Raw genomic sequence first — 19,561 nt, forward strand, 5'->3', positions numbered from 1 at the left:
CAGGGGCCGGCCGCGCCGGCCTATCCTGGCTTGATCGACACGTTCATGCCTGAGCAGTCGGGCGAACGACGATCTCGCCGACATCCACGCTATCCGGTTGCGCTATCGCGAAGGCGATGGCTTCCGCGATCGCGCTCGCCGGAATGGCCAGTGCCTTCATGCTGGCCAGCCCCTCCGCCCGTAGCACGGAATCCGTCATGGAGGATGGCAGCTCGGTGTCGACATAACCGGGGGAGATGGTCGTCACCCGAAGCGACGGGCCGGCCTCCTGACGAAGCCCTTCGGAAATCGCCCTGACAGCGTTCTTCGATCCCGCGTAGACGGCCATTGTCGGAACGATCTTGATGCCGGCGGTCGACAGGGTGTTGACGAAGTGGCCAAAGCCCTGACGACGGAAGACGGGGAGGGCAGCAGCGATCCCGTAGAGCACGCCTTTCACGTTCACGTCGATCATATCGTCCCAATCGTCGACCCTCAGATCGTCAAGACGGGAAATCGGTGCAATCCCGGCATTGTTGATCATGACGTCCAGCTTTCCGCATCGGTCCGTCGCGAGACCGACGAGCTTTGCGACATCCTCGCGCTGCCTGACGTCGGTGACGAGATACGAGGCCTTTCCGCCCTTCGAGGTGATGCTCGCGGTCAGCATCTCCAGCCTCTCGGAACGGCGTGCGGCGAGGATCACGATGGCGCCACGTTCTGCGAGATGCCGGGCAGTGGCTTCGCCAATTCCGCTGCTGGCGCCCGTAATGGCGATGACCTTGCCTGCGATGCCTGTCATGGGCGTTCCATCCAATTCGTTGCGAGATGAAATTCGCATCGGTAGCGAGGATGATCTATGTTTGAAATGCTCGAAAATCGTCGAGATCGGATCAAGCCTTGGACAAACTTTCGGACAAGCACTTCGATAGGCGCTTCGACAGGCACTTGGGCAAACAGTTGGGCAAGACCTTGGACCCTCTGTCCCAGGCCTTCTCACTCTTGGACGTTCGCGCTGCGCGTTGCACGAGGTTCGAGGCGGGCGGGCATTGGTCGTATCAGTTCCCGGCAAAACCCGCCCTGAAGTTCGGCGCGGTCATCCGAGGCGATTGCTGGATCGATTTTGGCGACGAAGCCCATCATCGGCTTGCCACCGGCGACTGTTTTCTTCTCGCCAATGCCCCAGCCTACGTTCTGGCCAACGACGGACGCCTCGCTCCCGAAGACGGAATAGCGGCGTTCGATTGGGCGCGGTCGGATGTAGCGCGTGGCGCGGGGAGCGATACCGTCCTGCTTGCCGGCAGTTTTGGTTTCGAGGCATCGGACGCCGAGTTGCTGCTCGATGCGCTGCCTCGCTTTCTGCTCATACCATCGCGCAGTCCGTCGGCAGCCGTCATTCATTCCACGCTCCACATTCTCGACCTTGAAATCAGGGGGACGGGAATCGGAACGGCCGTACTCACCGACAGGCTGGCCGACGTCCTGCTCGTCCAGGTGCTCCGCGCGGCGCTGGATCAGGGTGCCGGCGAGGGACTTGGATGGATCAACGCGCTGGTCGATGCCAGGATCGGCAAGGCAATCAGGTTGATGCACGAAGACGCTGCTCATCCCTGGACCCTGGACGCATTGGCCGACGCGATCGCAATGTCGCGATCCGCATTTTCGAAGCGGTTCAAGTCCCTGGTGGGGCTGGCGCCGCTCGACTACCTCCTTCGGTGGCGAATGCGGCTTGCGCGCGATCAGATGCGACGCGGTGCGACCGTCTCGGCAACCGCCGCGCAGCTGGGATATTCGTCGGAGAGCGCCTTCGGGCATGCGTTTAAACGAATCTACGGCCATGCACCGAAGCAATACTGGCGTGGACAGGCCACTGGCGAAAAATTCCCCATCGTCCCGAATAAATAATCGTGATCTGCGAGGGCACGTCACCGAAAGAGTGTCTTGCCTTCTGAGCGACGCGGGGGATTATTCCGCCGCCGTTTCAAGCGGACGAACCGCAAGGCGCTCAGAAGGGACATTCCATGACCGATCTCAATCGCCGTCACCTGCTCGCAGGCGCCGCCGCCATGGGCGCGGCGGCCGTCACCGGGCTCGGGCCCATCGCCGCGAATGCCTCAGCCCCGCAGGCCGGGACACAGGCGCCGGGCTTCTATCGCTACAAGGTCGGCAGCTTCGAGTGTACCTCGATCAACGACGGCGCGCGCACCTTCCCGATGCCGGACAAGTTCGTCGTCAACATTCCGAAGGAGGAGGCGCTGGCGGCCGGCGAGGCGGCCTACATGCCGAAGGGCATGGTCACCGTGCCGTTCAATCCGCAGCTCATCAACACCGGCTCCAAGCTGGTCCTGATCGACACCGGCAATGGCATTGCGAATTTCGAGGCCAGCAAGGGCGCGGTCGGCCGCACGCTGCAAAACCTTCAGGCCGCCGGCGTCGACGTCAAGAATGTCGACGTCGTGCTGTTGTCGCATCTGCACCCCGACCATACCAACGGCATCCGTCTGGCCGACGGCGCGCTGGCCTTCCCGAATGCGGAGATCATGGTGCCGGGCAAGGACTGGGAGTTCTGGACCAGCGAGGACAACGCCGCCAGGGCCGAGTCCAATCCCATGATGAAGAACTACTTCGCCAACGTGAAGAAAACCTTCGCCGGCCTCGAATCCAAGGTGACGAAGTATGAGTGGGGCAAGGAGGTCGCGCCCGGCATCACCTCCATCGCGACGCCCGGCCACACGCCGGGGCACACCTCCTTCGCAGTCGCCTCGGGCGACGCCAAGGTGCTAATCCAGTCCGACGTCACCAACATTCCGGAATTCTTCCTGCGCAATCCGGACTGGCACGTGGTGTTCGACAACGACGCCGCGATGGCGCAGGCGACGCGCCACAAGTTCTACGACATGGCGGCAGCGGAAAAGGCGACCGTGATCGGCTTTCACTTCGCCTTTCCCTCGGTCGGCCATGTCGAGAAGGACGGCGCCAAATATCGCCTGATTCCGTCGGCGTGGAATCCGACGATCTGATCTGCACGCGGTGTTTGCGCCAACCATCGGGCCGCCGCTTGGCGGCCCGATTTGTTTGGGCCGCATTCGCGAAACGCAGCGTTTCCAAATCGAACCAGTTCATGCACTTGCATCCATCGATCCGGATGGCTTAAGTGCCGTCCGGGCACTCCCGCTCAAGCCCTCAAGGACATTTCATGGCCTACAACATCGTCACGATCGCCGGCAGCCTGCGCAAGGACAGCTTCTCGCTCAAGATCGCCAATGCGCTCGCCAAACTGGCGCCTGGCTCGCTCAAGCTCGAGGTCGTCACGCCGGCAGGCATCTCGTTCTTCAACCAGGACCTCGAGGGCGCGCCGCCCGCGGACTGGCTCGCCTTCCGAGAGAAGCTCCAGAAGTCGAACGGCGTCCTGTTCGTCACGCCCGAATACAACCGCTCGATCCCGGGCGTCCTCAAGAACGCCATCGACGTTGCCTCGCGGCCCTACGGCAAGAGCTCGTTCCTCGGCAAGCCGGTCGGCATCATCTCCAACTCGCCGGGGCTGCTCGGCGGTGTCAGCGCGGCCAAGCATCTGCAGAACATTCTGCCGGGCATTTCCGGTCCCGTCCTCCAGCAGCCGGAAATCTACCTCAGTGGCGTCGGCGATGGCTTCGATGCCGAGGGCAACCTGACCAAGGACTCCCTGAAGACTGTGCTGCAGCAGTACATCGACGCCTTCGCCGCGCACGTCGCGAAGAACCAAGGCTAAGGCCTCATTCTCTCCCTCATGCCCGGGACAAGCCCGGGCATGACGACTGGCGGTGGGGGGCGAGTTAGCACTCCCTTAACCAACCTGTCCCATCCTGCCACGATGGTCTCCCGCGCCCGCCTGAAATCGATCCTGACTGGCCTTGCCCTCTATGCGATGGCGGCGGCCATCGTCGGCTATTTCGGCGTCAACGCCTATACCGGCAAGTACGGCCTCAACGCGCGCCAGGAGCTCGACCAGGAGATCATCGCGCTGACCAGCGAGCTGGCCCAGCTCAAACGTGAGCGTGCCAGGAGCGAACAGCGGGTGTCGCTGCTGCGGTCCGAGAAGATCGACCCCGACATGCTGGACGAGCGGGCGCGCTTCCAGCTCGACTATGTCAATCCGCGAGACCTCGTTCGCATGATCCCGGCAAAGTAGCGCATCCGCAGCTTTCGAAAGCGGCATCGAAAGCCGCTGCCGAAATCCGACATGCGCGTCTCAATTGCAGCGAAAGTCGTAGGCCTGGAACCCGGACGGCCGCCTTGACGGCCGTGCCGCAACGGGCGCATGGCTTCTGCGGTCCCTGGTTGACGCAGATCAACCGGGCAGCACCGGTAGTCTTTAGACTGCCATCCGGAGGAAACCGTGATGAATGGGTCAATGCCCCGGCATCACGCGGCCCGTGTCGAGGCCGCCATCGCGTCAGGCCAGGCGGCTCGGTCCGCGCTCGTGGCCTCGTGGCGTCGTTCCTCCAGATTGCATCGTCTCGATCCCGGCGGCCGCGCCGCGCCGATGCGGCTGACCGAAGCCGAGCTCCACCAAGCGCGCGAACGTATCGCGCCGCTCCTGGCCGCGGCGCAAGGCGCGATGGATCGGCTGTATCAGGCCGTCGGCGCCGCGGGCTGCTGCGTGCTGCTCGCCGATCGCGAGGGCGTGCCGGTCGATCGCCGCGGCACGGTGGCGGACGATGCGACGTTTCAGTCCTGGGGCCTGTGGACGGGTGCGATCTGGAGCGAGGAGCACGAGGGCACCAACGGCATCGGCACCTGCCTCGTCGAGCAGCGTCCGCTGACCATCGATCGCGACCAGCATTTCTTTGCCCGCAATACGCTTCTGAGCTGCACCGCCGTTCCGATCTACGATCACGAGGCGGCGCTCGCGGGTGTGCTCGACGTCTCCTCCTGCCGCGCCGACCGCACCGACGCCTTCGCCAGCCTGATCGCGCTCGCGACGGGCGAGGCGGCCAAGCGTATCGAGGCCGACCTGTTTCGAAAGGCTTTTGCCGATGCCCGCATCGTGCTGACGCAAGCTGCGGACGGAAGTTGCAGCGGCCTCGTTGCGGTCGATGCGGACGATCTCGTGATCGGCGCGACCCGCTCCGCCCGGGTGGCGCTCGGAATCGCGCCCGGCCGGGCCTTGCAGCCGGTGCCTGCCGCCGACCTTCTCGGTGGCGATGCCGCGCGCGATCACCTTGCCGGCGGCCAGCGGGCGGTGTTGCAGCGCGCGCTGCTCCGCGCCGGCGGCAATGTCTCGGCGGCCGCCAAGGCCCTCGGCGTCAGCCGCGCCACGCTGCACCGGAAGCTGAAGCGGTTCGAGCTGAACCACTGAGCTCAGCCGTTTCGTCACTCGCAGTGACGGGCCGGTCCACGACTGTCGCAGAAGTGCGACAGGTCCGCCCGGCCATCGCTTCCGCCCGCGCTGACAGAAAACACCTCCCGCATCATCGTCGGCGCAAGTCGCGAACAGGCGACGACAAGCGCAAACAGCAACATCGGGAGTGATCAATGAACAAGGTGGAATTCCTCAGCGTCACCAAAGTTCCCTTTGCCGAACGCTACGACAATTTCATCGGCGGCAAGTTCGTGGCGCCGATCTCCGGCAAGTATTTCGACAATGCCTCGCCGGTGACCGGCCAGATCGTCTGCAAGATTGCGCGGTCCGACGCGCAGGACGTCGAGGCGGCGCTCGACGCGGCCCACGCCGCAAAGGCCGCCTGGGGCCGCACCAGCGTCGCCGAGCGTGCCGCGCTCCTGAACCGGATCGCGGACCGCATGGAAGACAATCTCGAGCGCCTTGCGATTGCCGAGACCTGGGACAACGGCAAGCCGATCCGCGAGACCCGTGCCGCCGACCTGCCGCTGGCGATCGATCACTTCCGCTATTTCGCCGGTGTCGTCCGCGCCCAGGAAGGCTCGATCGGCGAGATCGACCACGACACCATCGCCTATCATTTCCACGAGCCGCTCGGCGTGGTCGGCCAGATCATTCCCTGGAACTTCCCGCTGCTGATGGCTTGCTGGAAACTCGCCCCGGCGCTTGCCGCCGGCAATTGCGTCGTGCTCAAGCCCGCCGAGCAGACTCCCGCCTCGATCATGGTCTGGGCCGAGATCATTGCCGACATCCTGCCGCCCGGTGTCCTCAACATCGTCAACGGCTTTGGCCTCGAGGCTGGCAAGCCGCTGGCGTCCAGCCCGCGCATCGCCAAGATCGCCTTCACCGGTGAGACCTCGACGGGCCGGCTGATCATGCAGTACGCCAGCCAGAACCTCATTCCGGTCACGCTGGAGCTCGGCGGCAAGTCGCCGAACATCTTCTTCAAGGATGTCATCGCCGAAGACGACGACTTCTTCGACAAGGCGATCGAAGGCTTCGTTATGTTCGCGCTGAACCAGGGCGAGGTCTGCACCTGTCCGAGCCGGGCGCTGGTCCACGCGGATATCTTTGACCGCTTCATGGAGCGGGCGCTGAAGCGCGTCGCCGCGATCAAGCAGGGCGATCCGCGCGATCCCACGACCATGATCGGCGCTCAGGCATCCAGCGAGCAGCTCAGCAAGATCCTCTCCTACATCGAGATCGGCAAGCAGGAGGGCGCCAAAGTGCTGGCCGGCGGCGGCCGTGCCGAGCTCGCGGGCGATCTCGCCGGCGGCTTCTACGTCCAGCCGACCGTGTTCGAGGGCCACAACAGGATGCGAATCTTCCAGGAGGAGATTTTCGGTCCCGTCGTCTCGGTCACGACCTTCAGGACCGACGAGGAAGCGCTCGCGATCGCCAACGACACGCTCTACGGCTTGGGTGCCGGCGTCTGGAGTCGCGATGCCAATCGCTGCTACCGCTTCGGCCGGGAGATCCAGGCCGGCCGGGTCTGGACCAACTGCTACCATGCCTATCCCGCGCATGCGGCCTTCGGCGGCTACAAGCAGTCGGGCGTCGGGCGCGAGACCCACAAGATGATGCTCGACCACTACCAGCAGACCAAGAACCTCCTGGTCAGCTACAGCCCGAAGAAGCTCGGCTTCTTCTGATCGGGTTTCCGGAGCGGGCGGCGCCGTTTTCGGCGTCGTCCGCTCTGAAAGCCGGCGGCCACGTGGCCCAACCGTTCTCGATCCGCTCACGAATCCGCGCGCGCCAATGGCGCGCATAGATTTGTTGCCCGATCAGCGCCAAAGATTTTGAAATATTTCGATCACGTTGCAGTGCGGCATAATGAAAGTCGCGCCATGCCGCCGCGGTGCTTTCCAAGGGCGTTTGACTTGGGTTAGAGAGGGCGAAAGTTTTCTCTGACCCGGAATTCCCATGGCCGCCCCCAAGAAAGCCGCCGCAAGCCCTCCACAGGACAAGACCAACGGCGGTTCGCCTCCGGAATTCACCAGGGAGCAGGAGCTCAAGGCGCTCCGCGACATGCTCCTGATCCGCAGGTTCGAGGAAAAGGCCGGCCAGCTCTACGGCATGGGCGCGATCGGCGGCTTCTGTCACCTCTATATCGGCCAGGAAGCCGTGGTGGTCGGAATGCAGATGGCGCTGAAAGAGGGCGACCAGGTCATTACCGGCTATCGCGATCACGGCCACATGCTTGCCACCGGCATGGATGCCAACGGCGTCATGGCCGAGCTCACGGGCCGCCGAGGCGGCTACTCCAAGGGCAAGGGCGGCTCCATGCACATGTTCAGCAAGGAGAAGCACTTTTATGGCGGCCACGGCATCGTCGGCGCCCAGGTCTCGCTCGGCACCGGTCTCGCCTTCGCCAATCACTATCGCGGCAACGATAATGTCAGCGTCACCTATTTCGGCGATGGCGCGGCCAACCAGGGCCAGGTCTACGAGAGCTTCAACATGGCGGAGCTCTGGAAGCTGCCGGTGATCTACGTCATCGAGAACAACCGCTACGCCATGGGCACCTCGGTCTCGCGCGCCTCGGCGCAGCAGGATTTCTCCAAGCGCGGCGCGTCCTTCAACATCCCGGGCAAGCAGGTCGACGGCATGGATGTCCGCGCCGTGAAGGCTGCGGGCGAGGAGGCGGCGGCCTGGTGCCGCGCCGGCAAGGGTCCCTTCATCCTGGAGATGCAGACCTACCGCTATCGCGGTCATTCGATGTCCGACCCTGCAAAATATCGCACACGCGAGGAGGTCGAGAAGGTCCGCCACGACCAGGATCCGATCGAGCAGGTGCGCAACCGCCTACTCGCGGCCAAGGTCAGCGAGCAGGACCTGAAGGCGATCGACGCCGAGGTGCGAGACATCGTCAACGCGTCCGCTGATTTCGCCCAGCACGATCCCGAGCCGGATGCCGCCGAGCTCTGGACCGACGTTTATCGCTGAACGCGCGCAAGCTTTCTTTGGAGTCGATATGCCAATTCAAGTGCTGATGCCCGCGTTGTCGCCCACGATGGAGAAGGGCAACCTTGCCAAATGGCTGAAGAAAGAGGGCGAGACGATCAAGTCCGGCGACGTCATCGCCGAGATCGAGACCGATAAGGCCACCATGGAGGTCGAGGCGACCGACGAAGGCACGCTCGGCAAGATCCTGATCCCCGAGGGCACCGCCGACGTTGCGGTGAACACGCCGATCGCCACCATTCTCGCCGACGGTGAGAGCGCCGCCGATCTCGGCAAGGCGTCCGCGCCGGCCAAGCAGGAGAGAGCTGCCGAGTCGGCGCCGCCTGCCGCCGCCAAGGCCGAGGCGCCGCAGCCGAAGGCTGCGCCTGCCGCCCCGCAGGCCGTTGCCGAGCCGGATCCGGAGGTGCCCGCCGGCACCGAGATGGTGACGCAGACCATCCGCGAAGCGCTGCGCGACGCCATGGCCGAAGAGATGCGCCGCGACGCGGATGTCTTCGTGATGGGCGAAGAAGTCGCCGAATATCAGGGTGCCTACAAGGTGACCCAGGGCCTGCTCCAGGAGTTCGGCGCCAAGCGCGTCATCGACACCCCGATCACCGAGCACGGGTTTGCCGGCGTCGGCGTCGGCGCCGCGATGACCGGCCTGAAGCCGATCGTCGAGTTCATGACCTTCAACTTCGCCATGCAGGCGATCGACCAGATCATCAACTCCGCGGCCAAGACGCTGTACATGTCCGGCGGCCAGATGGGTTGCTCGATCGTGTTCCGCGGACCCAACGGTGCTGCCGCGCGCGTTGCCGCCCAGCACAGCCAGGATTACTCGTCCTGGTACTCGCACATTCCGGGCTTGAAGGTGGTCGCGCCGTATTCGGCAGCAGACGCCAAGGGCCTGCTCAAGGCCGCGATCCGCGATCCCAATCCGGTGATCTTCCTCGAGAACGAGGTGCTCTACGGTCACACCGGCGAGGTGCCCAAGCTCGACGATTTCATCATCCCGATCGGCAAGGCGCGTATCGTGCGTTCCGGCAGCCATGTCACCATCATCTCCTGGTCGAACGGCATGACCTATGCGCTCAAGGCCGCCGACGAACTCGCCAAGGACGGTATCGAGGCCGAGGTGATCGACCTGCGCACGCTGCGCCCGATGGACACCGAAACCATCATCAGCTCCGTCAAGAAGACCGGCCGTGCGGTCACGGTGGAAGAGGGCTGGGCCCAGAGCGGCGTCGGCGCCGAGATCGCCGCGCGCATCATGGAAAACGCCTTCGATTATCTGGATGCGCCGGTCGCGCGCGTCTCCGGCAAGGACGTCCCGATGCCCTATGCCGCGAATCTGGAGAAGCTCGCGCTGCCCTCGGCGGCGGAAGTCGTCGAGGCCGCCAAAGCCGTCTGCTACAGGTAGATCATGGCGGGTCCCAAGGAGCAGCCACTGCCACCCGACGTCATGGACCGCGAGGACGCGGTCGAGATCCTGCGCGTGTTCGTGCTGGACGGCGGGCTGTCGATGGCGTTCCAGCGCGCTTTCGAGGAGCCCGACATGTGGGGCCTCCTGCTCGTCGATCTCGCCCGCCATGCCGCGCGCGCCTATGCGCGCGAAAGCGAATACACCGAGGAGGACGCGTTGAACCGGATCCTCGACATGTTCCAGGCCGAGATCGAGCGTCCCACCGACACCGGCACCACGACGCCGCGCGGCAAGGGGCACTGACCATGGCGATCGAATCCTATCACTTCGATTTCATGCTCGAGGCGATCCGCGAGGCTGAGACCTCGATCGCGCAAGGCGGTCTGCCGATCGGTGCCGTGCTGACGCGCGACAACAAGATCATCGCCCGCGGCCATAACAACCGCGTGCAGGAGAACAACGTGATCCTGCACGGCGAGATGAGCTGCCTGCGCGAAGCCGGCGCGATCAAGTTCCACGACACCGTCATGTACACCACGCTGTCGCCATGCTCGATGTGTGCCGGCGCACTCGCGCTGTTCAAGGTCAAGCTGGTGGTGATCGGGGAATCCGTCACCTTCGAAGGCTCCAAGGACATCCTCGACAAGTTCGGGATTCCTTGGATCGACCTCGCCGACGACCGCTCCATCACCATGATGAAGAATTGGCGTTCCATCCCAGCCAATGAACGCCTGTGGCAGGGCGACATCGGCAACTAAACCTGGTCTGTTCGTCTTCACATCGAGGACGACGCTTTTGAGAAGTTCTTCGTGAGGTCAGCATGCCCATCAACATCCTGATGCCCGCTCTGTCGCCGACGATGGAGAAGGGCAACCTCGCCAAGTGGCTGAAGAAGGAGGGCGATAAGGTCAAATCCGGCGACGTCATCGCCGAGATCGAGACCGACAAGGCGACCATGGAGGTCGAGGCGATCGACGAAGGCACGATCGCCAAGATCCTGGTGCCCGAGGGTACGCAGGATGTCCCGGTCAACGACGTGATTGCCGTGCTCGCCGGCGAGGGCGAGGACGTGAAGGCTGCGGGTAGCGCCAAGCCCAGCGCCTCGGCCGCGCCGCCAAAGGCCGCTGAGGCTGCTGCTGCGCCGGCTCCCGCGCCTGCGCCCGCCGCACCGAAAGCTGCTGCGCCCGCCGCGGCACCCGCGCAGCAGGCGGCAGCTCCGGCAGCGCAAGCTAATGGTCATGGCGGCCGTGTATTCTCGTCGCCGCTGGCGCGGCGTCTCGCCAAGGAAGCCGGCATCGATGTCGCCATGGTCGCCGGCACCGGCCCGCACGGCCGCGTGGTCGCCCGCGACGTCGAGCAGGCCAAATCCGGCAAGGGTCTGAAAGCGCCCGCCGCGGCACCGTCAGGCGCGCCCGCGATCGCGCCGACCATGTCGGACAAGCAGATCCTGTCGCTGTTCGAGCCCGGCTCCTACGACATCGTCCCGCATGACGGCATGCGCCGCACCATTGCGCAGCGCCTGACCGCATCGATCCAGAACGTCCCGCACTTCTACCTCACCATCGACTGCGACATCGGCAAGCTGCTCACTGCCCGCGAGGAGATCAACGCCGCCGCGCCGAAGGACAAGGAGAAGAAGCCGCTCTACAAGATCTCGGTCAACGATTTCGTCATCAAGGCGATGGCGGTCGCGCTGCAGAAGATCCCGAACTGCAACGTCAGCTGGACCGAAAGCGGCATGGTCAAGCATCACCATTCCGACGTCGGCGTTGCCGTCGCGATGCCCGGCGGCCTGATCACGCCGATCATCCGCAAGGCCGAGACCAAGACGCTCTCGACCATCTCCAACGAGATGAAGGATTTTGCCGCGCGCGCCCGCTCGCGCAAGCTCAAGCCGGAGGAATACCAGGGCGGTACCACGGCCGTCTCCAATCTCGGCATGTACGGCATCAGCCACTTCACCGCCGTGATCAACCCGCCGCATGCGACGATCCTCGCGGTCGGCACCAGCGAGGAGCGGCCCGTGGTGCGCGGCGGCAAGATCGAGATCGCGCACATGATGAGCGTGACCTTGTCCTGCGATCACCGTGCCATCGACGGCGCGCTCGGAGCCGAGCTGATCGGCGCGTTCAAGCAGCTGATCGAAAACCCCGTCATGATGATGGTCTGAGGCGGCGGCAGAGGGGGCAACCTTGCATGTCCGGACCCGCTGGCCATGGATATCGCTGCTGCTCGGGGCCGTCGTCGCGCTCAGCCCGATCGGGCTCGATTTTCTTCACTCAGCGTTCTTTGCCGGCGAGCAACTGGCACGGAACATCGCCCAGCCGATCGTGCTCGCCGCACTGGCCGTGATGGTCCTGGTGGTGGTGCTCGAATGGCTGGTGAGGTCTCTTTTGGTCAAGCGCCGCGCCCGCGGCGCCTCTTGAGTTGAACGGAGCCGCCATGGCCGACACATCCTTCGACGTCATCATCATCGGCTCCGGTCCCGGCGGCTACGTCACCGCGATCCGTGCCGCGCAGCTCGGCTTCAAGACGGCGATCGTCGAAAAATCCTATCTCGGCGGCATCTGCCTGAACTGGGGCTGCATTCCGACCAAGGCGCTGCTGCGCTCGGCCGAGATCTACCACTACATGCAGCACGCGGGGGATTACGGTCTGTCGGCGGAGAAGGTCTCGTTCGATCCGAAAGCGGTGGTGCAGCGCTCGCGCGGCGTCTCCAAGCGCCTCAACGACGGCGTGGGCTTCCTGATGAAGAAGAACAAGGTGAGCGTGATCTGGGGCGCCGCCTCGATCGACGCGCCCGGCAAGGTCATCGTGAAGAAGTCCGACGTCGGGGGCCCGAAGGGCGCGCTGGGCGAGGGGACCTATCAGGCCAAGCACATCATCGTCGCGACCGGCGCACGGCCGCGCGTGCTGCCGGGGCTCGAGCCCGACAAGAAGCTGGTGTGGACCTATTTCGAGGCGATGGTGCCGGAGCGGATGCCGAAATCGCTGCTGGTGGTCGGCTCGGGCGCGATCGGCATCGAATTCGCCTCCTTCTTCCACACCATGGGCTCCGACGTCACCGTGGTCGAGGTGCTGCCGCAGATCCTGCCCGTCGAGGATGCCGAGATCGCAGGTCTTGCGCGCAAGCGGCTCGAGAAGCAGGGCATCAAGATCATGACCTCGACCAAGGTGACCAAGCTGGAGAAGAAGGCCGACAGCGTCGTCGCCACCATCGACGACGACAAGGGCAAGCCCGTCACGACCGAATTCGAGCGCGTGATCTCGGCGGTCGGCGTCGTCGGCAACATCGAAAATCTGGGCCTGGAGAAACTCGGCGTCAAAACCGACCGCGGCATCATCGTCGTCGACGGCCATGGCAAGACCAACATTCCCGGCATCTACGCCATCGGTGACGTTGCCGGCCCGCCCATGCTGGCTCACAAGGCCGAGCATGAGGGCGTGATCTGCGTCGAGGCGATCAAGGGCCTCAATCCGCATCCTATGGACAAGAACCTGATCCCGGGCTGCACCTATTGCCAGCCGCAGGTCGCCTCCGTCGGCCTCACCGAAGCAAAGGCCAAGGAGAGCGGCCGCGAGATCCGTGTCGGCCGCTTCCCCTTCGTCGGCAACGGCAAGGCGATCGCGCTCGGCGAGGACCAGGGCCTGGTCAAGGTGATCTTCGACAAGAAGACCGGTCAGCTCCTCGGCGCCCACATGGTCGGCGCGGAGGTCACCGAGCTGATCCAGGGCTACGTCGTCGCCATGAACCTGGAGACCACGGAAGAAGAACTCATGCACACGGTCTTCCCGCATCCGACGCTGTCGGAGATGATGAAGGAAGCCGTGCTGGATGCGTATGGACGGGTGTTGAATATTTGACGGACGAGCGCGTCGCCCGCCGCCGTCATTGCGAGCGCAGCGAAGCAATCCAGACTGCCGCTGCGGAAAGACCTCTGGATTGCTTCGCTGCGCTCGCAATGACGAGCAGATAGAGCCGTTTGCAGAACAAGAAGGAAATCAACCCATGCACGACAACGACAACCTCACCATCGAACGCCTGACTTTCGTCACCCATCTCGAATGCGCGATGGAGGGCGATCATTACGCCGCCGACCAGGTCCACAACCTCTCCAAGGCCGGCAAGCCGCTCTTGGTACGCTATGACCTCGCCGGCGTGAAGAAGGCGCTGACCAAGGACGCGCTCGCCCAGCGTCCCGGCGACATGTGGCGCTACCGCGAGCTGCTGCCGGTACGCAAATGCAAGGACATCGTCTCGCTCGGCGAAGTCACGACGCCGCTGATCCGGCTGCCGAAGCTCGGCGCAAAGCTCGGCGGCGGCGAGATCATCGTCAAGGACGAGGGACGGCTGCCGACCGGCTCGTTCAAGGCGCGTGGTCTCGTGATGGCGGTGTCGATGGGCAAGGCGCTCGGCATCAAGCATATGGCCATGCCGACCAATGGCAACGCCGGCGCGGCGCTGGCGGCTTACGCCACGAGCTGCGGCATCAAGACCACGATCTTCTGTCCGGCCGACACGCCGGAGGTGAATGTCAGCGAGATCGAGCTGCAGGGGGCGACCGTTTACCGCGTCAATGGCTATATCGATGATTGCGGCAAGATCGTCGGTGAAGGAAAGGCAAAAGTCGGCTGGTTCGACACCTCGACGCTGAAGGAGCCGTACCGCATCGAGGGCAAGAAGACGATGGGCCTCGAGCTCGCCGAGCAGCTCGGCTGGGACGTGCCCGACGTGATCTTCTATCCGACCGGTGGCGGCACCGGGCTGATCGGCATGTGGAAGGCTTTCGACGAGCTCGAGAAGATCGGCTTCATCGGAAGCAAGCGCCCGCGCATGGTTGCGGTGCAGGCGTCGGGCTGCGCGCCGATGGTGCGCGCTTACGAAGCCGGGACCGAGCACGCCACGCGCTGGGAGGACGCCCACACCATTGCGTCGGGCATCCGCGTGCCGCAGGCAATCGGCGATTTTCTGATCCTGCGCGCGGTGCGCGACAGCAAGGGCTTCGCGATCGCCGTCGACGACGACAAGATCTCGTCGGCGCTGAACGAGGTTGCGCGCGAGGAGGGGCTGCTGCTGTGTCCCGAGGGCGCCGCCACCTACGCCGCCTACAAGCAGAGCCTCGCCGACGGCCGCGTCAGCAAGACCGACCGCGTGATGCTGTTCAACTGCGCGACCGGCCTGAAGTACCCGCTGCCGCCGGTCACCCGCACGCTCGACCGTCACAAGCCGATCGACTACGCGCAGTTCTAGCGCGACAATGGGCTACGAATGATCCCTCTTCCCGTACGCGGGCAGAGGGCCAAAAAAACAACGACATCGCTGGGGAGAAGACAATGAAGAAGGCCGCTTGGGCTGCGCTGATTGCTGTTCTCGCTGTGACCGGCGCCGCGCGCGCCGACGACTATCCCTCACGTCCCATCACCGTCATCGTGCCCTTCGCCGCCGGCGGACCGTCTGATGCGATGGCGCGAGTCCTCGCTGACCGGATGCGGGTGACGTTGGGGCAGCCCGTGGTGATCGAGAACGTCACCGGCGCGGGCGGTTCGATCGGCGTCGCTCGCGCCGTGCAATCGCCGCCGGACGGATACACCATCTCGTTCGGCCACCTCGGCACCCACGTCGCCAACGGTGCCGTCTACAAGCTCAAATACGATCTCGTCGCCGATCTCGAGCCGGTGGTGCTGTTGCCGAGCAATCCGATGATCGTCGTCAGCAAGAATGCGGTGCCTGCGACTTCGCTCAAGGAGCTGCTGGACTGGCTGAAATCGCGGCCGTCGCCGCCGACCGCAGGCACCGCCGGCGCGGGCTCCGGTAGCCATATCGCCGGCGTCTATCTCGAGAACGTCTCCGGCATCAAGCTGCAATACGTGCCGTATCGCGGCACTGCGCCGGCACTGAACGATCTCATCGCCGGCCAGATCGATCTCATCGTCGACCAGACCTCCAACTCCATCAACCAGGTCCGCGCCGGCACCATCCGCGCCTATGCCATCACCGACGACAAGCGCCTGCCTTCGGCGCCCGACATTCCGACTGCGGAGGAGGCGGGCCTGAAAGGCTTCAACATGACGCTGTGGTCGGGCATGTGGGTTCCGAAGGGTACGCCGAAAGAGATCGTGACCAAGCTCAATGCGGCCGCCGTGGAAGCGCTGAACGATCCCGGAGTGAGGAAGCAGCTCGAAAGCCAGGGTCTGGAGATGCCCCCCAAGGATCAGCTCACGCCTGAAGCGCTCGGCGCCCGCCAGAAGGCCGAGATCGCAAAATGGTGGCCCATGATCAAGGCGGCGAACATCAAGGTGGATTGAAGCGGGTAACCCACGCCACGCGGTATGTCGTGAGGTTCTGCGAGCGCGCGGCCATCTCGGGGGAAGCCCTCGCGAGGAGCGGGATTGATCCTGATCGCCGTCACCGTCGCGCCTGCTGGCCGCCGGGCGCTCACTGCAGGGTTTCGTGACCTGCCGCCAGCGCACGGTCCAGGCACTGCATCAGATCCGAGGCGGCGAACGGCTTGCCGAGAAAACAGATTGCGCCGGCCTTGAGGGCACGCACTCGTACGCTCTCATCCGGGAAGGCTGTGATGAAGATGAACGGCGTCGCCGAACCATGCGTGCGCATCTGCATCAACAGATCGATTCCGGTCATCAGCGGCATCTGCACGTCGGCGATCACACACGAGGTGTCATTCGAATCGGGCGACTTCAAAAACTCCTCGGCCGAGGCGAATGTATGGACGACGTACCCGCGCGATTCCAGGAGATTATTGATAGCGGCCCGCACGTAAGGGTCGTCGTCAAGCACCGAAATGACCGAAGCCGCTGACAAGACGTCCGCTCCTCACCCGGCATCACGCTTGCCGCCGCCACGGCTGCATATAGGCCGGTAAGGTGGACCTGCCAGTCACGATTGGAAACTCATACTTAGGTTTGTGTGTCCGGCTTGTTGGACCCTATCCCGAGCGCCTCGCTCATTCTCACCAGATCGGCCAGGGACTTCGCGCCCATTTTCCGCATGATCTGGCCGCGATAGATTTTGACGGTGATTTCCGCCAATCCGAGCTGGGCGGCCACTTGCTTGTTCATCAGGCCGGCTGTTACCAGCGACAATACATCTCGCTCCCGCGAGGACAGTGACTCGAAGCGGGATCTCACGGTCGAGACCGTCCTGTTGAGGTCGCGGCGCTTGCGGTCTCTCTCGATCGCGGCCTGGACTGCATCCAGGATGTCCTGGTCGCGGACCGGCTTTGTCAAGAAGTCGATCGCGCCGCTCTTCATGGCCCGAACCGTCATGGGAATATCACCGTGACCGGTGATGAAGATGATAGGCGTGTGGATATTCGCCTTGGCGAGATCGGATTGAAGATCAAGGCCGCTGGCTCCGGGAAGGCGGATGTCGAGCACGAGGCAGCTGGGGACTTCCGGCGGCTTGGCGTGGAGGAGTTGTGGTGCTGAGCCGAATGCTTCGACCTTGAGGCCGACCGACTCGAATAAATTGGTGAGCGCACGGCGCATGGACGCGTCGTCGTCGACGATAAAGACAATTGGCTGATCGCCGTCGTCCTCCTGCGGCGACGGAGGTTCCCCGCGCTGGGTCACGAAGTTTCCTCTCGATGGAGGGGCAAGGTGATCTGAAAAGTCGCGCCGTGCTCCTGGTTGGGTGCGGCGGAAAGCCGTCCGCCATGCGCCTCGATGATGGATCGACAGATCGACAACCCCATGCCCATGCCGGTGGACTTCGTCGTAAAGAACGGCGTGAACAGGCGGTCAATGGCCTGTTCACTGATGCCGACGCCGCAGTCGGAAACGCTCACCAGCGCCGCGCCATCGCCGCTCGCCGCCGAACGGATCGCCAACTCGCGCGGGCGATCGTGGACCTCCTCCATGGCCTCGATCCCGTTCATGATCAGGTTGATCAGGACCTGTTGCAATTGGATCCGGTCGCCGAATATTTTCGGCAGGGCCGACGACAGCTCCATTCGCACCGACACAGAGTGGCTGGCCATCTCACGCTGAACGAGCGCCACCGACTCCCGTACGACGACATTGGCGTCGAGCGGAGCCATGTCGATGTCGGAGCGCTTGGCGAGCGCCCGAACGCGACGGATCACGTCGCTGGCACGCGTGCCATCCTCGACGATCCACTCGACGGAGCGGCGGGCCGCTTTGAGATCCGGCGGACTGCGCTGCAGCCAGGCGAGGCAGGCGTCGGCGTTTGCGATCACAGCGGCGAGCGGCTGATTGATTTCGTGGGCAATGGAAGCGGTCAGCTCACCCAGTGTGGTGACACGCGTCACATGGGCGAGCTCGGCCTGGGCTCTGCGCAGCGCGTCTTCGGCCTGATTGGCCCGGATGGCCGCGGTTACGTCAGTGCAGACGCCACGATAGCCCAGAAAAGCGCCGTCGGCGTCGAAGAACGGCTTGCCGCTGGACCGGACGTAGATCGGCTGCCCGCTGCGATCCTTGCTCCGATACACCAGGTCGCGGAAGGGGACGTGGGCGTCGAGCGCCGCCCGGTGTTGCTGCCACTTCTCCGGTTCGAGATCGGCGTCGGGAGCGATATCCCAACGCGTGAGTCCGATCAGGCCGGCGGGAGCGGTCATGGTATCGGAGTGCTCCGATATCTGGGTGACGCGATGGTCTGGCCCTGTTTCCCAGAACCAGTCGGAGGCGGTTTCAGCATAGTCGCGGAAGCGCTGCTCGCTCGCGCGCAGTCTGCGCTCTGCCTCTTTGGTCGCCGTGATGTCGGTCACCGATCCCACGAACTCCACGCACCCGTTCGAATCTCGCATCGCGCGAGCGACCGCTCGGACGTACTTGATGGAGCCGTCGGGCATCACGAGCCGGTATTCGTGGTCGTAATCCTTTCCCTCTCGCGCGGCCCGAGCCGTAGTCTGTTGCACCGCGAGCCGGTCGTCCGGATGGATCCGCTGGAGCATGAACGGGATCTTCGGCTTGCTTCCCTCGTCGCACTGGAAGATGCGATAGGTCTCCTTGGACCAGGTGATCTCGCGGGTTGCGGCCTTCCATCCGAAACTGCCGGTGTGGCTCAATTCCTGCGCCTGGGCGAGATAGGCCTCGCTCTGTCGCAGCGCATTCTCGGCTTCCTTGCGCTCGGTGATGTTCTCGCAGGCGATCAGGACGATTGGTCCGCCATCGCCCCGCAGCATGGTCTTGGCATTCTCGCGCACCCATAGCACCGAGCCGTCCTTGCGTATCTTCCGGATCTCCCAGGTGTGGGACTGATCGACGGTCTCAAGGCACAGCGTGACGCACGCGCGGACGAAGTCGCGATCCTCCTCGAAGAAGACATTCAGCACCGATCGGCCGATCAGTTCCGCGGCGGCATAGCCCAATTGCGCGGCGCCGAACGTGTTCACGTTGATCACGGTTCCGGCTGGATCGACCATGAAGTACATGACCGGGGTGTGCTCGAAGACTTGCTGCCATTGCTTGACCGCCTCGAGCAGGTCGTCACCATCGGGCTCGCTGCGCGGCTTAGGGGTTACGGTTTGCCTTACGCAGCCGACGAGGAATTGCGCTGCTGACTTCCCGAATGTCGCTGCTCGGCCAGGCTTCATCGCAGACGCTCCCGGCGTTCTCTGCGTGAATACAAGTAGAGCACGTTGCAGCGAGACGAGCAATTCCCGCCAAGGTCGGATTGGGCAGCTTTGACGTTCGCCTGTGACTTGACGGCGGCCGATCTGTTCAGTGCGGCGCATCACGTACGCCATGCCGGCATGCTTTTCACGGTGGCCGTGTGGCCGGAGCATCGTGCGCCGTCTCGTTGCAGATGAGCCGGCGGGGAAGCCCTCCGGGCGGGTAGGGACAAACCTAGG

19 protein-coding genes are annotated in these 19,561 nt (G+C 64.1%); 15 read left to right on the plus strand and 4 right to left on the minus strand.

All coding sequences use genetic code 11. The features are described 5' to 3' along the window. Positions 1-43: 43 nt before the first annotated feature. Complete coding sequence (locus EHH60_RS03940) at positions 44-781, minus strand: SDR family oxidoreductase (RefSeq protein ID WP_124158146.1); 738 nt, start codon at positions 779-781, stop codon at positions 44-46. Positions 782-927: 146 nt separating this feature from the next. On the opposite strand from EHH60_RS03940, the gene EHH60_RS03945 reads away from it, so the two are divergent. From EHH60_RS03945 to EHH60_RS04015, 15 genes are all read left to right on the plus strand, one after another. Further along, positions 928-1,884, plus strand: a complete 957-nt coding sequence (locus EHH60_RS03945; RefSeq protein WP_199751300.1) for an AraC family transcriptional regulator — start codon at positions 928-930, stop codon at positions 1,882-1,884. A 116-nt stretch (positions 1,885-2,000) separates the two neighbouring features. Continuing rightward, positions 2,001-2,999: an MBL fold metallo-hydrolase gene (locus EHH60_RS03950; RefSeq protein ID WP_124158147.1), complete on the plus strand. Its 999-nt coding sequence runs from the start codon at positions 2,001-2,003 to the stop codon at positions 2,997-2,999. A gap of 176 nt (positions 3,000-3,175) precedes the next feature. Continuing rightward, positions 3,176-3,727, plus strand: coding sequence for an NADPH-dependent FMN reductase (locus EHH60_RS03955; protein ID WP_124158148.1), 552 nt, complete (start codon positions 3,176-3,178; stop codon positions 3,725-3,727). A 102-nt stretch (positions 3,728-3,829) separates the two neighbouring features. After that, positions 3,830-4,147 carry an FtsB family cell division protein gene (locus tag EHH60_RS03960; RefSeq protein WP_028177591.1) on the plus strand — a complete coding sequence of 106 codons (318 nt, stop codon included), beginning with the start codon at positions 3,830-3,832 and terminating at the stop codon, positions 4,145-4,147. Between the two features lie 210 nt (positions 4,148-4,357). Beyond that, on the plus strand, positions 4,358-5,317 hold the full coding sequence (locus tag EHH60_RS03965) for a helix-turn-helix domain-containing protein (RefSeq protein ID WP_199751278.1): 960 nt from the start codon (positions 4,358-4,360) through the stop codon (positions 5,315-5,317). 176 nt (positions 5,318-5,493) lie between these two features. Further along, positions 5,494-7,011, plus strand: coding sequence for an aldehyde dehydrogenase (gene adh, locus EHH60_RS03970; protein ID WP_124158150.1), 1,518 nt, complete (start codon positions 5,494-5,496; stop codon positions 7,009-7,011). Between the two features lie 271 nt (positions 7,012-7,282). Beyond that, positions 7,283-8,305: a pyruvate dehydrogenase (acetyl-transferring) E1 component subunit alpha gene (pdhA, locus tag EHH60_RS03975; protein ID WP_124158151.1), complete on the plus strand. Its 1,023-nt coding sequence runs from the start codon at positions 7,283-7,285 to the stop codon at positions 8,303-8,305. A 28-nt stretch (positions 8,306-8,333) separates the two neighbouring features. After that, on the plus strand, positions 8,334-9,725 hold the full coding sequence (locus EHH60_RS03980; protein ID WP_124158152.1) for a pyruvate dehydrogenase complex E1 component subunit beta: 1,392 nt from the start codon (positions 8,334-8,336) through the stop codon (positions 9,723-9,725). A gap of 3 nt (positions 9,726-9,728) precedes the next feature. After that, on the plus strand, positions 9,729-10,031 hold the full coding sequence (locus EHH60_RS03985; RefSeq protein ID WP_061881819.1) for a DUF5076 domain-containing protein: 303 nt from the start codon (positions 9,729-9,731) through the stop codon (positions 10,029-10,031). 2 nt (positions 10,032-10,033) lie between these two features. After that, on the plus strand, positions 10,034-10,486 hold the full coding sequence (locus EHH60_RS03990) for a nucleoside deaminase (RefSeq protein ID WP_124158153.1): 453 nt from the start codon (positions 10,034-10,036) through the stop codon (positions 10,484-10,486). A gap of 62 nt (positions 10,487-10,548) precedes the next feature. Further along, positions 10,549-11,898, plus strand: a complete 1,350-nt coding sequence (locus tag EHH60_RS03995; RefSeq protein WP_124158154.1) for a pyruvate dehydrogenase complex dihydrolipoamide acetyltransferase — start codon at positions 10,549-10,551, stop codon at positions 11,896-11,898. 22 nt (positions 11,899-11,920) lie between these two features. Then, entirely contained in the window at positions 11,921-12,154 is a 234-nt protein-coding gene (locus EHH60_RS04000; RefSeq protein WP_124158155.1) for a hypothetical protein, read from the plus strand. Positions 12,155-12,170: 16 nt separating this feature from the next. After that, positions 12,171-13,592: a dihydrolipoyl dehydrogenase gene (gene lpdA, locus EHH60_RS04005; protein ID WP_124158156.1), complete on the plus strand. Its 1,422-nt coding sequence runs from the start codon at positions 12,171-12,173 to the stop codon at positions 13,590-13,592. A gap of 145 nt (positions 13,593-13,737) precedes the next feature. Further along, the gene (locus EHH60_RS04010) at positions 13,738-14,979 is read left to right on the plus strand and encodes a threonine synthase (protein ID WP_124158157.1); all 1,242 of its coding nucleotides are present in this window, start codon (positions 13,738-13,740) and stop codon (positions 14,977-14,979) included. A gap of 83 nt (positions 14,980-15,062) precedes the next feature. Then, on the plus strand, positions 15,063-16,034 hold the full coding sequence (locus tag EHH60_RS04015) for a tripartite tricarboxylate transporter substrate binding protein BugD (protein WP_124158158.1): 972 nt from the start codon (positions 15,063-15,065) through the stop codon (positions 16,032-16,034). Between the two features lie 130 nt (positions 16,035-16,164). Here the strand turns inward: EHH60_RS04015 and EHH60_RS04020 are convergent, their stop codons facing one another. The 3 genes from EHH60_RS04020 to EHH60_RS04030 all read right to left on the minus strand — a co-directional run bounded on the left by EHH60_RS04020 (position 16,165) and on the right by EHH60_RS04030 (position 19,303). After that, positions 16,165-16,551 (minus strand): response regulator transcription factor, encoded by a 387-nt coding sequence (locus EHH60_RS04020; RefSeq protein WP_124158159.1) that lies wholly within the window; start codon positions 16,549-16,551, stop codon positions 16,165-16,167. A gap of 95 nt (positions 16,552-16,646) precedes the next feature. Further along, positions 16,647-17,321 (minus strand): response regulator transcription factor, encoded by a 675-nt coding sequence (locus tag EHH60_RS04025; protein WP_245454378.1) that lies wholly within the window; start codon positions 17,319-17,321, stop codon positions 16,647-16,649. Next, on the minus strand, positions 17,318-19,303 hold the full coding sequence (locus EHH60_RS04030; RefSeq protein ID WP_124158160.1) for a PAS domain S-box protein: 1,986 nt from the start codon (positions 19,301-19,303) through the stop codon (positions 17,318-17,320). Before EHH60_RS04030 ends, EHH60_RS04025 begins: the two co-directional genes overlap by 4 nt. Positions 19,304-19,561: the final 258 nt, after the last annotated feature.

This window comes from Bradyrhizobium sp. RP6, from assembly GCF_003837805.1.
In the GTDB taxonomy this organism is placed as follows: domain Bacteria; phylum Pseudomonadota; class Alphaproteobacteria; order Rhizobiales; family Xanthobacteraceae; genus Bradyrhizobium.